Raw genomic sequence first — 14,903 nt, forward strand, 5'->3', positions numbered from 1 at the left:
GCGGACAATATTTGCAATCTTCCGGGCAGGCACCGGTCTTGATCGACAGCAGGGTGGAAACCTGGACGCGGTTGGCGTCGAAATGCGCGCGGTGCACCGTTTGCGCCTGGAACAACAGATCGTTGAAAGGCTGGGTGAACAGGGCTTTGACCTCAGCCAAAGTCCAGTCATGACGCAAGTGGGCGGTGGTGCTGGCGCTCATGGGCGATTCCTTGATTATGCTTGGCAGGCGGCTGCGGGAAGGGAATACCCACAGCGGCGACACGGATGTTGGGCATATTTAAGGAAGCGCCATGCACTGTCAACCACATTACCAAGGACCGGTTTACATCTGGTTAAAAAGCGAACAATCCTGTTTGCTCTGCGATGAACCGGCAGACACGCCCCAGCCCATTTGCACCGCCTGTGAAACCGAACTGCCGTGGCTCGGCGCGCATTGCCAGGTCTGCGCCCTGCCCTTGCCCGCGGCCGGCCTGACCTGCGGGCAGTGCCTCAAGCAGCCGCCCGCCTTCGCCCAGGTCATTGCGCCCTGGCGTTATGCTTTCCCCGTCGACAGCCTGGTCAGCCGCTTCAAGCACCACGGTAAATGGCCCTTTGGCCGCCTTTTGGCCGAACTTCTCGCGCAATCGCTGCAACATCGCTTTACCGAGGACCTGTCGCCACCCGACGCCCTGCTACCGGTGCCCCTGGCCCGCAAGCGCCTGCGCCAGCGCGGCTACAACCAGGCGGCGATGCTGGCGCGCTGGCTGGGGGCGATCCTGCACATTCCCTGTGACGAAGCCTCGTTGCAGCGCACCCAGGACACCCCGTCGCAACAGGGCCTGGATGCCAAGGCGCGGCAACGCAACCTGCACCAGGCCTTCGCCCTGACGCCCGGGGTGGAGGTCCGGGGCCGGCACCTGGCGCTGGTGGACGACGTACTCACCACCGGCGCCACTGCCCACGCCCTGGCGCGCCTGCTGCGCCAGGCCGGGGCGCGGCGGGTGGACGTGTATTGCCTGGCCCGCACACCGAAACCCGGCACGTCCGACTGAACTTGACTCTCGGCCCTCAAGCCGCAAACTCCTTGTCCATTCCCAGCGTTCAAAGCGTCCAGCCATGTCCTTGCCCACCCTGTTGACCCAGCACATCGTCCGTCGGCCGCAGCGCATCGCCCTGCTGCAACACATCGCCGAACAGGGCTCGATCACCCGCGCGGCGAAAAGCGCGGGCCTGAGCTACAAGGCCGCCTGGGATGCCATCGACGAGCTGAACAATCTGGCGCAAAAGCCCCTGGTCGAACGCAGTGTCGGCGGCAAAGGCGGCGGCGGTGCCCGGCTCTCCGTCGAAGGCGAGCGGGTGCTGCGCCTCTACCAGCGCTTGCAGGCCCTGCAGGCCCAAGTGCTGGAAGCCGCCGAAGACGCCGCCGACCTCGACCTGCTGGGGCGCCTGATGCTGCGGACCAGCGCCCGCAACCAGTTGCACGGCACGGTGCTGGCCGTCGAAGCCCAGGGGCGCAACGACCTGGTGCGCCTGGCGCTGGCGGAGGACCTGGTCATCCACGCGCAAATCACCCACGACAGCACCCTGCGCCTGGAACTGGAACCCGGTACCGAAGTGGTGGCGCTGATCAAGGCCGGCTGGCTGGAACTGCTGGCCATCGAGCAGCCCGCAACACCCGGACATAATTGCCTGCTGGGCACCCTGGAGGCCATCCTCGACGCAGAGGACGGCCCCAGCGAACTGCGGATCGCCCTGCCCAGCGGCCAGACCCTCTGTGCCCTGGCCGAACCGCTGCAACTGAGAACCCTCGGCCTGAGCGCCGGCAAACCGGTGCGGGTGCAGTTCTCACCCTCCAACGTCCTGCTCGGCACACCGCTCTAAACCAGGCGCCCTGTAGCCGCTGCCGAGCACCGCTGCGACCGATTTGGGCGGCACGCCGACGAAGCAGGCGCCGCTGCTGATTGCGCAACGGCTATATCACGCTCTGCAACATGTTCGTCATCGACGCTGATTAAGGTGGCTGCAAAAACCTGCAGGGAGCCTGTGATGAGCCTATTAGAAGACGATCAACCCACCGACCTCGAGAAGATGGTCGGCCTCAGCCGCCGTGGTTTCATCAGTGCCGGCGCCCTGTGCGGCGCGGCCATGTTTCTCGGTGGCAACCTGCTGAGCCGCAGCGTGCTGGCCGCCAGTGTCAGCGCCGGCAGCAGCAAGCTGCTGGGCTTCGAAGGCATTGCCGCCGCCACCAGCGACACCATCACCCTGCCACCGGGCTACAAGTCCTCGGTGCTAATCAGCTGGGGCCAGCCCCTGCTGAAAAACGGCCCGGCCTTCGACCCGAGCGGCAATGGCACCGCCGCGGCCCAGGAGGTCCAGTTCGGTGACAACAACGACGGCATGAGCCTGTTCGCCTTCCCGGACGACAAGAACCGAGCGCTGATGGCGATCAACAACGAATACACCAACTACCGCTACCTCTACCCCCACGGCGGCATGCCGCAGTCGGCGGAAGACGTGCGCAAGGCCCTGGCCAGCGAAGGCGTGTCGGTGATCGAAGTGCAGCGGCGCAACGGCCAGTGGCAGTTCGTCCAGGGCTCGCGCTACAACCGCCGCATCCACGGCAACGCGCCGATTCGCCTGAGCGGCCCGGCCGCCGGCCACGCCCTGATGAAAACCAGCGCCGACAAGAGCGGCCGTAAAGTCCTCGGCACCTTCCAGAACTGCGCCAATGGCAAGACGCCCTGGGGTACCTACCTGACCTGCGAAGAGAACTTCACCGACTGCTTCGGCAGCAGCAACGCCCAGCAGAGCTTCGATGCCGCGCAGAAACGCTACGGTGCCTCGGTGACCAGCCGCGACATCAACTGGCATCAGCACAACCCGCGTTTCGACCTGGCGAAAAACCCCAACGAACTCAACCGTCACGGCTGGGTGGTGGAAATCGACCCGTTCGACCCGCAGTCCAAGCCGATCAAGCGCACCGCCCTGGGCCGCTTCAAGCATGAAAACGCCGCCCTGGCCGAAACCCGCGACGGGCGCGCCGTGGTGTACATGGGCGACGACGAGCGTGGCGAGTTCATCTACAAATTCGTCAGCCGCGACCGCATCAACCACCGCAACCTCAAGGCCAACCGCGACCTGCTGGACCAAGGCACCCTGTACGTGGCGATCTTCGACAATGGCGACGGCAACCCGGACCACCCGAAAGGCCAGGGCAAATGGGTCGAGCTGAGCCACGGCAAGAACGGCATCGACGCCAGCAGCGGTTTCGCCGACCAGGCCGAAGTGCTGATCCACGCCCGCCTGGCGGCCAGTGTGGTCAAGGCCACGCGCATGGACCGTCCGGAGTGGATCGTGGTCAGCCCGAAAGACGGCCAGGTCTACTGCACCCTGACCAACAACGCCAAGCGCGGCGAAGAAGGCCAGCCGGTAGGCGGCCCGAACCCACGGGAGAAAAACGTCTACGGGCAGATCCTGCGCTGGCAGACCGCCCGCGGCGATCACGGTTCGATGGACTTCACCTGGGACCTGTTCGTGGTGGCCGGCAACCCGAGCGTGCACGCGGGCAAGCCCAAGGGCGGCTCATCGAACATCACTCCGCAGAACATGTTCAACAGCCCCGACGGCCTGGGCTTCGACAAGGCCGGCCGGCTGTGGATCCTCACCGACGGCGACGTCAGCAACGCCGGCGACTTTGCCGGCATGGGCAACAACCAGATGCTCTGCGCCGACCCGGACACCGGTGAAATCCGTCGCTTCATGGTCGGGCCCGTGGGTTGCGAAGTCACCGGCATCACCTTCTCGCCGGATCAGAAGAGCCTGTTCGTGGGCATCCAGCATCCGGGCGAAAACGGCGGCTCGACCTTCCCCGAGCACCTGCCCAACGGCAAGCCGCGCTCTTCGGTGATGGTCATCACCCGGGAAGACGGCGGCATCGTCGGCGCCTGATCCAGCGCTTCGCGGGCCAGCCTCGTTCCTCCGTAGGAGCGAGGCTGGCCCGCAATAGCGTCCCCCCAGCCACCACCTCCCCCTTCGCCTGCGTTACCATGCCTGGCCAGATGCAGCAGCGTGCTGCGCGCAGGAGTCAGCATGTCTCACCCGTTCGATAGCCTTACCCCTGATTTGGTCCTCGATGCCGTCGAAAGCATCGGTTTTCTCAGCGATGCCCGGGTTCTGGCCCTCAACAGTTACGAAAACCGTGTCTATCAGGTCGGCCTCGAAGACGGCGAGCCGCTGGTCGCCAAGTTCTACCGCCCGCAGCGCTGGACCGACGAGGCAATTCTCGAAGAACACCGTTTCACCTTCGAACTCGCCGAATGCGAAGTGCCGGTGGTGGCGCCACTGATTCACAACGACGAAAGCCTGTTCGAGCACCAGGGCTTCCGTTTCACCCTGTTCCCACGTCGTGGCGGCCGTGCGCCGGAGCCCGGCAACCTGGACCAGCTGTATCGCCTGGGCCAATTGCTCGGCCGCTTGCATGCGGTGGGCGCCACCCGGCCGTTCGAGCATCGCGAAGCGCTGGCAGTGAAGAACTTCGGCCACGACTCGCTGACCACCCTGCTGGAAGGCGACTTCATTCCCCAAAGCCTGCTGCCGGCCTACGCATCGGTGGCCCGCGACCTGCTCAAGCGGATCGAAGACATCTACCAGGCCACGCCCCACCAGAACATCCGCCTGCACGGCGATTGCCACCCCGGCAACATGATGTGCCGCGACGAGGTGTTCCATATCGTCGACCTCGACGACTGCCGCATGGGCCCGGCGGTACAGGACCTGTGGATGATGCTCGCCGGCAATCGCCAGGAGTGCCTGGGACAGTTGTCGGAACTGATGGAAGGCTACAGAGAATTCCACGACTTCGACCCTCGGGAACTGGCGCTGATCGAGCCGCTGCGCGCCCTGCGCCTGATGCACTACAGCGCATGGCTGGCCCGGCGTTGGGACGACCCGGCCTTCCCCCGCAGCTTCCCCTGGTTCGGCAGCGAGCGTTACTGGGGCGACCAGGTGCTGGCCTTGCGCGAGCAACTGGCGGCATTGAATGAAGAGCCATTGAAGCTGTTCTGACCCCAGCCTTAATCGGTTCTGTAGGAGCGAGGCTTGCCCGCGATGGGAGCGCCTCGGTCCCAGAGAAGGACCGCGTTATCGTTCATCGCGGGCAAGCCTCGCTCCTACAAAGACCGGATTGACCGAAAAAGCGGTCACCTTGACTACGCCGACAAAGACACAGCCTGACAAATCTCCTTACAATCACTGACTTTGTTAGCTGCCTAAGCAAGGATCCTGCATGCAAGCCGCCAACCCGCGTCACGGGTACATCCTGGGCCTGAGCGCCTACATCATCTGGGGCCTGTTCCCGATCTACTTCAAAGCCATCGCCAACGTGCCCGCCGTGGAAATCATCATCCACCGGGTGCTCTGGTCCGCCCTGTTCGGCGCGCTGCTGCTGATGGTCTGGAAACATCCCGGCTGGTGGCGCGAACTGCGGGACAATCCGCGGCGCCTGGCGATCCTGGCCCTGAGCGGCACCCTGATCGCGGCCAACTGGCTGACCTATGTCTGGGCGGTGAACAACGGGCGCATGCTCGAAGCCAGCCTGGGCTACTACATCAACCCGCTGGTGAACGTGCTGCTGGGCATGCTGATCCTCGGCGAGCGGCTGCGCCGCCTGCAATGGGTGGCCGTCGGCCTGGCGGCGGTTGGCGTGGCACAGCAGGTCTGGCAGGTCGGCAGCCTGCCCTGGGTCTCGCTGGTGCTGGCGCTGACCTTCGGTTTCTACGGCCTGATCCGCAAGCAGGCGCCGGTCAAGGCACTGCCGGGGCTGGTGGTGGAAACCTGGATGCTGGTACCGATCGCCATCGCCTGGCTGCTGTTCAACCCCACCGCCACCAGCGCCCAGCCCACCTTCTGGACCACCTCCGAAGCCTGGTGGCTGGTGGCTGCGGGCCCGGTCACTCTGGTGCCGCTGGTGTGCTTCAACGCCGCCGCCCGTCACCTGCCCTACACCACCCTGGGCTTCCTGCAGTACCTCGCGCCGACCCTGGTGCTGTTGCAGGCGGTGCTGCTGTTCGGCGAGCACCTGTCGTCAAGCGCGCTGGTGGCGTTCATGTTTATCTGGGCTGGCCTTGCGGTGTACAGCGTGGATGCCTGGATGAGCCTGCGCAAACGCAGCTGATCAATAAACGTACAAACCTCTGCAGGCCACGGTTATCGTGGCCTGCGCCTATCCTTCCCAAGGTTATCCACAGCGTGATCCCCGCTGTTTGTGCACAAGCCCTTGAAACTGCTTGTTTTTTGATCAGTTCTTGAAGGACCCCGGCCGGCCTGGGCTGGCGGCGGGTCTCTACAGGTTATCCACAGGCGCATGCACGCTAACACTGGATAACCTGCTTCTGCGGCTCACACCTCGCTGCGCAGCACCAACTCCACCATCAGATCGTCCGCCAGGGTTTCCAGGCGCGACTGCAGCACATCGAGAGACAGGGTCAGCGGCACCGCCAGGATCGCTTCGGCGTGGAACAGCGGCTCGCTGCTCATCGGCGCCGGGCGCACTTCAGTCACCAGCCGCTCCAGGTTCACCCCCTGCTCGCTCAGCAAGCGGGTGATGTCGCGCACGATACCCGGCCGGTCGTTGCCCACCAGCTCCATGGCGATCGGCTTCCAGGTGCAGGCCTGTTCGATACCGCTTTCGGCGATCAGCACGCGGATGCCCTGTGCCGCCAACCCTTGCAAAGCGTCCACCAGCTCGTCGTAGGCCTCCGCCGGTACGGCGATCCGCAGGATGCCGGCGAACTGCCCCGCCATGCGCGACATGCGGCTCTCCAGCCAGTTACCGCCGTGGGCCGCGATGCATTGGGCGATGCGCTCGACCTGTCCGGGCTTGTCCGGGGCGAATACGGTGAGTACGAGGTGGTCCATGGCGCAACCCTCTGGCGTGACGTTTGATCTGGAAAATCAAGTATAGGCAAGGCTCATCCCGCTGCCGTCCTGGCCCGCTCCTGTAGGGGGCATGCAGGAAAACCGGGCGTTGCAGCGAGCGAAATATAAATCGTGTACAACTCCTTAGATTTATATGGAACAATCTGCTGGTTTTTTGAGAACATCAAACTCCCCTGCGTGACCGGATCGCGAGCTTGAGTCGCGAAACGACGTATTTAGTCTAATTTTCACAACCGCAATTCATCATGTAGTATGCCGCAGCGCGCACTACATAACGTTGGATCGATGTCTGCCAAGGCGCAGTCACAACCCTGAAAGCCCTGTCAGCAAGGCTTAAAGCCGTTGATTGGAACCATCCCAGCCGCCCGCGATGGCATGTACTGGTAGAGGGGTTTGTGGTTTAAATGGCCAGAGGCTTCATTGTTAATTTGAAGAGCTGATAAAGCGAAATAGCTTAAGCAGAGTGAGGCAAGCAATGACTGAACACGTTCAAGTCGGTGGCCTGCAGGTCGCCAAAGTCCTGTTCGACTTCGTGAACAACGAAGCCATTCCCGGTACCGGCCTCACCGCCGACAAGTTCTGGGCCGGTGCCGACAAGGTCATCCACGACCTGGCGCCGAAGAACAAAGCCCTACTCGCCAAACGCGACGATTTCCAGGCGCGTATCGATGCCTGGCACCAATCCCGCGCCGGACAAGCCCACGACGCCGTGGCCTACAAAGCCTTCCTGCAAGACATCGGTTATCTGCTGCCAGAAGCGGCGGACTTCCAGGCCACGACGCAAAACGTCGATGACGAGATCGCCCGCACGGCCGGTCCGCAGCTGGTGGTCCCGGTAATGAACGCCCGCTTCGCCCTCAACGCCTCCAACGCCCGTTGGGGCTCGCTGTACGACGCGCTCTACGGCACCGACGCCATCAGCGAAGCCGACGGCGCGGAAAAAGGCAAAGGCTACAACAAGGTGCGCGGCGACAAGGTCATCGCCTTCGCCCGCGCCTTCCTCGACGAGGCCGCGCCCCTGGCTGCCGGCTCCCATGTCGATTCCACCGGCTACAAGATCGTCAGCGGCAAGCTGGTGGTCACCCTCAAGGGTGGCAGCAACTCGGATGTGAAGAGCTCTGGCCTGCGCGACGACGCGCAACTGATCGGCTACCAGGGCGATGCCACGGCACCGACCGCGGTCCTGCTCAAGCACAACGGCCTGCATTTCGAAATCCAGATCGATGCCGGCAGCCCCATCGGCCAGACCGACGCCGCCGGTGTCAAAGACGTGCTGATGGAAGCGGCCCTGACCACCATCATGGACTGCGAAGATTCGGTCGCCGCCGTCGATGCCGATGACAAGGTGGTGATCTACCGCAACTGGCTCGGCCTGATGAAGGGCGACCTGGCCGAGGAAGTGGCCAAGGGCGGCCAGACCTTCACCCGCACCATGAACGCCGACCGCGAATACACCGCCCCCAACGGCGGCAACGTCAAGCTGCATGGCCGTTCGCTGCTGTTCGTGCGCAACGTGGGCCACCTGATGACCATCGACGCGATCCTCGATAAAGAGGGCAACGAAGTGCCGGAAGGCATCCTCGACGGCCTGGTGACCAGCCTCGCGGCGATCCACAACCTCAACGGCAACACCTCGCGCAGCAACAGCCGCACCGGCTCGGTGTACATCGTGAAGCCGAAGATGCATGGCCCGGAAGAAGCCGCCTTCACCAACGAGCTGTTCGGGCGCATCGAAGACGTGCTGGAACTGCCGCGCAACACCCTGAAAGTCGGGATCATGGACGAGGAGCGCCGCACCACGGTCAACCTCAAGGCCTGCATCAAGGCGGCCAGCGAGCGCGTGGTGTTCATCAACACCGGCTTCCTCGACCGCACCGGCGATGAAATCCACACCTCCATGGAAGCCGGCGCCGTGGTGCGCAAGGCCGAAATGAAGGCCGCCAAGTGGATCGGCGCCTACGAGAACTGGAACGTCGATATCGGCCTCTCCACCGGCCTGCAAGGTCGCGCACAGATCGGTAAAGGCATGTGGGCCATGCCGGACCTGATGGCCGCCATGCTCGAACAGAAAATCGCCCACCCGCTGGCCGGCGCCAACACCGCCTGGGTCCCGTCGCCGACCGCCGCGGCCCTGCACGCCCTGCACTACCACAAGGTCGACGTGTTCGCCCGCCAGGCCGAGCTCGCCAAGCGTGCCCGCGCGTCGGTGGACGACATCCTGACCATCCCCCTGGCCAGCAACACCAACTGGTCGGCCGAGGAAATCAAGAACGAACTGGACAACAACGCCCAGGGCATTCTCGGTTACGTGGTGCGCTGGATCGACCAGGGCGTCGGCTGCTCCAAGGTGCCGGACATCAACGATGTCGGCCTGATGGAAGACCGCGCCACCCTGCGCATTTCCAGCCAGCACATCGCCAACTGGCTGCGCCACGGTGTCGTCACCGAGGCCCAGGTCATGGAAAGCCTCAAGCGCATGGCGCCCGTGGTGGACCGGCAGAACGCCGGCGACACCCTGTACCGTCCGCTGGCACCGAACTTCGACAGCAACATCGCCTTCCAGGCGGCGGTCGAACTGGTGATCGAAGGCACCAAGCAGCCGAACGGCTACACCGAGCCGGTGCTGCACCGTCGGCGTCGCGAGTTCAAGGCCAAGAACGGTCTGTAAAGCCTGTGCCGTAAACGAGAAAGCCCCGGTCGCGAGATCGGGGCTTTTTTGTTGCTGCCGGGAAGGCCTACCGCCCCACCCCCAACTCATGCTTGACCAGCGTGAGCAACTGGCTGGTGTCGATCGGCTTGAGCAGAAAGTCCACCACATGCAGATGCATGGCCTCGATGGCATCACGCACATCGGCACCACCGGAAATGATAATGATCGGCAGCGCCGCCCGCTCCGATTCGCGCACCTTGCGGATCAGGTCCAGGCCACTGCAGGGGGTCATGCGCAGATCGGTGATCAGCAAGCCGATCGATCGGTTCGAGTTCAACAGTTCAAGCGCGGCCTTGCCACTGGCCGCGGTCATGCAGCGAATGCCATCCAGCCCCAGAATCTCCGACAACAACTCCCGAGCGTCCTTGTCATCATCGACGATCAAGACGCGCTGGGGTGGCAGGTCCGGCTCGAGCATCACGGCGTTCAGCGCCTCACGCTCGTCATCGCTCAAAATATCGTGGTCAGACATGGTGTTCTCTACATAGTCGGATCGGTCCCCTGGCACAGTGGTCTGACATCGCTAGGCAGACCTTCAATGTGCACTTCGTCGGATTTTTTTCCAAGAGCCTCGATAAGCACTTTTTTTGCAGTTTTACCCCCTGCTTGAAGCGAATTCACAGGTGCAGAGCCGCTACCTAGACTTACGTCCAATGGGCACCCCGCGGCGGGGGACCGACCATGACCAAAGACCCGACCACGACAAATCCAACAAGACTGCGGTAATGGTTATGAGTAAAGCGGATGCCTTCACCCAGGCAGGGAAAACCGCGGTGTTGCAGAACATCCACGGCACGATGCAGTTTCTCCAGCGGTTCCCCCCTTTCAATCAGATGGAAAACGCTCACCTGGCCTACCTGGTCGAGCAGTGCCAGCTGCGCTTCTATGGCCCCGGCGACAGCATCATCAAACCCGCCGACGGGCCGGTCGAACACTTCTATATCGTCAAGCAGGGCCGGGTGGTGGGCGAGCGTCCGCACACCGCCAAGGGCGGCACCGAAACCACCTTTGAAATCACCACCGGCGAGTGCTTTCCCCTCGCCGCGCTGCTGGGCGAACGGGCGACCCGCACCGAGCACCTGGCCGCCGAGGACACCTTCTGCCTGCAACTGAACAAGCCGGCATTCATCAAGCTGTTCGCCCTCTGCGCGGTGTTCCGCGATTTCGCCCTGCGCGGCGTCAGCAGCCTGCTGGACCAGATCAACCAGCAGGTCCAGCAAAAGGCCGTGGAAACCCTCGGCACCCAGTACTCCCTCAACACCCGGCTGGGCGAATTGGCGATGCGCCACCCGGTGACCTGCAACCCGGCCACCCCGCTGCGCGAGGCCGTGAGCCTGATGCACGAGCAGCAGGTGGGCAGCATAGTGGTGGTGGATGAGCACAAGGCCCCGCTGGGGATCTTCACCCTGCGCGACCTGCGCCAGGTGGTGGCCGACGGCACCGGCGACTTCAACCAGGGCATCGAACGGCACATGACCCAGGCACCGTTCGCCCTGTCGCCGGACCACAGCGCCTTCGACGCCGCCATCGCCATGACCGAGCGGCACATCGCCCACGTCTGCCTGGTCAAGGACCAGCGCCTGTGCGGCGTGGTGTCCGAGCGCGATCTGTTTTCCCTGCAACGGGTCGACCTGGTGCACCTGGCGCGGACCATCCGCAACGCGCCGCGCATCGACAACCTGGTAGCGATCCGCGGCGAGATCGGCCAACTGGTGGAGCGCATGCTGGCCCACGGTGCCTCCTCGACCCAGATCACCCACATCATCACCCTGCTCAACGATCACACGGTGTGCCGGGTCATCGAACTGACCCTGGCCGACAAGGGCGACCCGGGCGTGCCGTTCAGCTGGCTGTGTTTCGGCAGCGAAGGCCGGCGCGAGCAGACCCTGCACACCGACCAGGACAACGGCATCCTGTTCGAGGCCCGCGACGCCGTGCACGCGGCCCAAATTCGCGGCAAGCTACTGCCCCTGGCGCAGCAGATCAACCAGAGCCTGGCGCTGTGCGGCTTCACCTTGTGCAAGGGCAACATCATGGCCGGCAACCCCGAGCTGTGCCTGTCCCGCACCGAATGGGCCCGGCGCTTCGCCGCCTTCATTCGCGAAGCGACGCCGGAGAACCTGTTGGGTTCGAGCATCTATTTCGACCTGCGGGTGGTCTGGGGCGACGAGCAAGGCTGCGCCCAACTGCGCCGCGGCATCCTCGACCAGGTCGGCGACAACCGCCTGTTCCAGCGCATGATGGCCGAGAACGCACTGCGCCAGCGCCCGCCCGTGGGGCGCTTTCGCGAATTCGTCCTGGCCAGGAAAAATGGCGAGAAAGCCACCCTGGATCTCAAGGTCCAGGGGCTTACGCCCTTCGTCGACGGCGCACGGCTGCTGGCCCTGGCCAACAACATTGATGCCAACAACACCCTGGAGCGCCTGCGCCAGCTGGTGGCCAGGGAGGTGATCGACGCCCTCGATGGCGCCGCCTATGAAGAGGCCTACCACTTCATCCAGCAAACCCGCATGCAACAGCACCAGTTGCAGACCCGGCAGAACCTGCCCTACTCCAACCGCGTCGACCCGGACAGTCTCAACCACCTGGACCGGCGGATCCTGCGCGAGTCGCTGCGCCAGGCCCAGCGCCTGCAAAGCAGCCTGGCACTGAGGTATCAGCTATGAGCCTGTTCGCCTGGTTGCGCCCGGCCGGCGCGGCGCTCGGCGCCGCCCAGCAACAACGCCGCGAACGCCTGCCCGTCGCCCCGCCGCTGGGCGAATGCAGCCTGCGCGAACAGCGCTGGGTGGTGCTGGACCTGGAAACCACAGGGCTCAACCTCAACCGCGATCAGGTGCTGTCCATCGGCGCGGTGGTCATCGAAGACGGCGCCATCGATTTCGGCCAGCAGTTCGAGCGCACCCTGCAGCGGGCCGATCACAAGCTCAGCCCCAGCGTACTGATCCATGGCCTCGGGCCCAGCGCGATCGCTGCTGGCAGCGACCCGGTGGAGGCCTTGCTGGATTTCATGGAGTTCGTCGGCGACAGCCCGCTGCTGGCCTTCCACGCGCCGTTCGACCAGCACATGCTCGGCCGGGCCCTGAAGGACAGCCTGGGTTATCGCCTGCAGCATCCGTTCCTCGATGTGGCTGAGATGGCCCCGCTGCTCTGCCCCCAGGCGGCTATCCGCGAGGCTGGGCTGGACGACTGGATGGGCCACTTCAAGCTGCAGGTCGGCGAGCGCCACCATGCCGCCGCCGACGCCCTGGCCACCGCCGAGCTGGCGCTGATCCTGTTCAACCGCGCCCGCCGACAGCAGATCCACAGCCCGCTGAACCTGCAACAGCGGCTCAGCCAATGGAAACGCCGCCAACAAACGCACTCCTTCTGACCTGTAGCCGCTGCCGAGCGTTAGCGAGGCTGCGATCGACTGCGTAGCAGTCGCAATCCGGACAACGCGTTCCGCCCTGACCTACCGCAAGCACAGGCTTTGCGACCGCTGCGCGGCCGATCGCAGCCTCGCTAACGCTCGACAGCGGCTACAAGGCAGCGGCTACAGGTATCAGATAAATCGCAGCCGACCGGCGCCCATTGCGCGGCTCTTTGCGCCCTGCCACAATCGCGAATAATTCTCGTTATTTTCAACTTCCCATTGGTGATGTCCGTTGTCGTCAGCCCAAAGCCCCCACAGTGACCTCGTTGGTGCCTTGTATCGCGACCACCGTGGCTGGCTGCTGGCCTGGCTGCGCCGCAACGTGGCCTGCCCGCAGCGGGCCGAGGACCTGAGCCAGGACACCTTCGTCCGCCTGCTGGGCCGCGACGAACTGAAGGCCCCGCGCGAACCCCGGGCTTTCCTGGTGGCCATCGCCAAGGGGCTGCTGTTCGACTATTTCCGCCGCGCCGCGCTGGAACAGGCCTACCTCGCCGAGCTGATGCTGATCCCGGAAGCCGAACAACCGTCCCCGGAAGAACAGCAACTGATCCTCGACGACCTCAAGGCCATCGACCGCCTGCTGGGCAAGCTGTCGAGCAAGGCCCGCGCCGCCTTCCTCTATAACCGCCTCGACGGCCTCGGTCATGCCGAAATCGCCGAGCGCCTGGGTGTGTCCGTGCCACGGGTCCGGCAGTACCTGGCCCAGGGCATCCGCCAGTGCTACGTCGCTCTATATGGGGAACCGACATGAGTGCGCTCAACGCCAAGCCGGTGTCCGCCCGGGTGCTGGACGCCGCGATTGCCTGGCAGCTGTCGCTGGACTCCGGCGACGGCAATCCGATGGTCCGCGAGGAATTCGCCAAATGGCACGCCGCCGATGAAGAACACGCCCGTGCCTGGCGCCAGCTGGGCATGCTCGACCAGCGTTTCAGCGTCGCCAGCGGCCCGGCCCGCAACGCCCTGCTGCAATCCCGGGAAGGCCTGCGCCGCCGGGTGCGCAAGCTCGGCAGCGGGCTGGCCGGCATCGTCCTGCTGCTGGGGCTGGGGCTGTTCGCCGGCGAACGCTACGGCCAGCTGGATTACTGGCTCGCCGACCAGCGCACCGCCACCGGCGAGCAGCGCACCCTGCGCCTGGCCGACGGCACGCTGATCAACCTCAATACCCACAGCGCGCTGGATGTGCATTTCGACGAAAAACAGCGGCGCATCGTGCTGCAGGAAGGCGAGATCCTGGTGGAGACCGGCCACAACGACACCCGGCCGTTTATCGTCGAAACCCGCGAAGGCCGGATGCGCGCGCTGGGCACGCGCTTCCTGGTCAAGCGCGAGGCGCAGGGCACGCGTCTGAGCGTGTTGCAGTCGGCCGTGGCTGCGCGGCCGGAGTCCGGCTCGGACGAACAGATCCTCAAGGAAGGCCAGCAGGTGCTGATGCGCCGCGACGGCCTCGACCCGCTGCTGGCCCTGAACCCCGGCGCCGACGCCTGGACCCGCGGCATGCTGGTGGTGGACAACGCGCGCCTGGCGGACCTGGTGCACGAACTGGGGCGCTATCGCCGCGGCCACCTGGGCGTGGCCCCGGAAGTGGCCGACCTGCGCATCACCGGCAGCTTCCCGCTGCAGGACACCGACCTGGCCCTGCGCGCGTTGCTGCCCACTCTGCCGGTGCAGATCCAGCAGCACACGCCGTGGTGGGTAACGGTGGCGGCGCGGGCCGAGGGCAAGCCTTGATTCGGTGATATCGGGACAATCGCTATCGCGGGCAAGCCTCGCTCCTACAAAGGCGATGGGTTAACAGTAGTTGCGAGGGTTGCGCGCGTAGATGCGACCGCCGACACCCCCCGCCACCAACAGGAAAACCCAAGA

Annotated in this window: 12 protein-coding genes and 1 pseudogene; 10 read left to right on the forward strand and 3 right to left on the reverse strand. The window is 64.6% G+C overall.

Going from position 1 to position 14,903, the window contains the following annotated elements; genetic code table 11:
* Positions 1–202, reverse strand: a pseudogene (locus ACQKQA_RS20920) (biotin synthase BioB); the annotation flags it as partial.
* Between the two features lie 91 nt (positions 203–293).
* Here ACQKQA_RS20920 and ACQKQA_RS20925 point away from each other — a divergent pair.
* The 5 genes from ACQKQA_RS20925 (at position 294) to rarD (ending at position 6,154) form a co-directional block, all read left to right on the forward strand.
* Positions 294–1,034: a ComF family protein gene (locus tag ACQKQA_RS20925; RefSeq protein WP_427561789.1), complete on the forward strand. Its 741-nt coding sequence runs from the start codon at positions 294–296 to the stop codon at positions 1,032–1,034.
* Positions 1,035–1,098: 64 nt separating this feature from the next.
* A complete protein-coding gene (locus ACQKQA_RS20930) occupies positions 1,099–1,863 on the forward strand; it encodes a TOBE domain-containing protein (RefSeq protein ID WP_427561792.1) in 765 nt (254 codons plus the stop codon).
* 165 nt (positions 1,864–2,028) lie between these two features.
* Complete coding sequence (locus ACQKQA_RS20935) at positions 2,029–3,930, forward strand: PhoX family protein (protein ID WP_427561794.1); 1,902 nt, start codon at positions 2,029–2,031, stop codon at positions 3,928–3,930.
* 141 nt (positions 3,931–4,071) lie between these two features.
* The gene (locus ACQKQA_RS20940; protein WP_427561797.1) at positions 4,072–5,046 is read left to right on the forward strand and encodes a serine/threonine protein kinase; all 975 of its coding nucleotides are present in this window, start codon (positions 4,072–4,074) and stop codon (positions 5,044–5,046) included.
* 220 nt (positions 5,047–5,266) lie between these two features.
* Entirely contained in the window at positions 5,267–6,154 is an 888-nt protein-coding gene (rarD, locus tag ACQKQA_RS20945) for an EamA family transporter RarD (protein ID WP_427561800.1), read from the forward strand.
* A gap of 224 nt (positions 6,155–6,378) precedes the next feature.
* Here the strand turns inward: rarD and ACQKQA_RS20950 are convergent, their stop codons facing one another.
* Positions 6,379–6,897: a glycine cleavage system protein R gene (locus ACQKQA_RS20950; RefSeq protein ID WP_427561803.1), complete on the reverse strand. Its 519-nt coding sequence runs from the start codon at positions 6,895–6,897 to the stop codon at positions 6,379–6,381.
* 496 nt (positions 6,898–7,393) lie between these two features.
* On the opposite strand from ACQKQA_RS20950, the gene ACQKQA_RS20955 reads away from it, so the two are divergent.
* Positions 7,394–9,586, forward strand: a complete 2,193-nt coding sequence (locus tag ACQKQA_RS20955; protein WP_427561805.1) for a malate synthase G — start codon at positions 7,394–7,396, stop codon at positions 9,584–9,586.
* 67 nt (positions 9,587–9,653) lie between these two features.
* Here the strand turns inward: ACQKQA_RS20955 and ACQKQA_RS20960 are convergent, their stop codons facing one another.
* Complete coding sequence (locus tag ACQKQA_RS20960; protein WP_427561808.1) at positions 9,654–10,100, reverse strand: response regulator; 447 nt, start codon at positions 10,098–10,100, stop codon at positions 9,654–9,656.
* A gap of 253 nt (positions 10,101–10,353) precedes the next feature.
* Between ACQKQA_RS20960 and ACQKQA_RS20965 the strand changes: the two genes are divergently transcribed.
* The 4 genes from ACQKQA_RS20965 to ACQKQA_RS20980 all read left to right on the forward strand — a co-directional run bounded on the left by ACQKQA_RS20965 (position 10,354) and on the right by ACQKQA_RS20980 (position 14,768).
* Entirely contained in the window at positions 10,354–12,294 is a 1,941-nt protein-coding gene (locus tag ACQKQA_RS20965) for a putative nucleotidyltransferase substrate binding domain-containing protein (RefSeq protein WP_427561811.1), read from the forward strand.
* The gene (locus ACQKQA_RS20970; RefSeq protein WP_427561814.1) at positions 12,291–12,998 is read left to right on the forward strand and encodes a 3'-5' exonuclease; all 708 of its coding nucleotides are present in this window, start codon (positions 12,291–12,293) and stop codon (positions 12,996–12,998) included. The genes ACQKQA_RS20965 and ACQKQA_RS20970 overlap by 4 nt, the downstream gene beginning before the upstream one ends.
* Positions 12,999–13,272: 274 nt before the next feature.
* Positions 13,273–13,791 carry an RNA polymerase sigma factor gene (locus ACQKQA_RS20975; RefSeq protein WP_427561817.1) on the forward strand — a complete coding sequence of 173 codons (519 nt, stop codon included), beginning with the start codon at positions 13,273–13,275 and terminating at the stop codon, positions 13,789–13,791.
* Complete coding sequence (locus ACQKQA_RS20980) at positions 13,788–14,768, forward strand: FecR domain-containing protein (RefSeq protein WP_427561820.1); 981 nt, start codon at positions 13,788–13,790, stop codon at positions 14,766–14,768. Before ACQKQA_RS20975 ends, ACQKQA_RS20980 begins: the two co-directional genes overlap by 4 nt.
* The last annotated feature ends 135 nt before the right edge of the window (positions 14,769–14,903 follow it).

It is taken from the genome of Pseudomonas sp. NPDC089530, from assembly GCF_050280705.1.
Taxonomy (GTDB): Bacteria; Pseudomonadota; Gammaproteobacteria; order Pseudomonadales; family Pseudomonadaceae; genus Aquipseudomonas.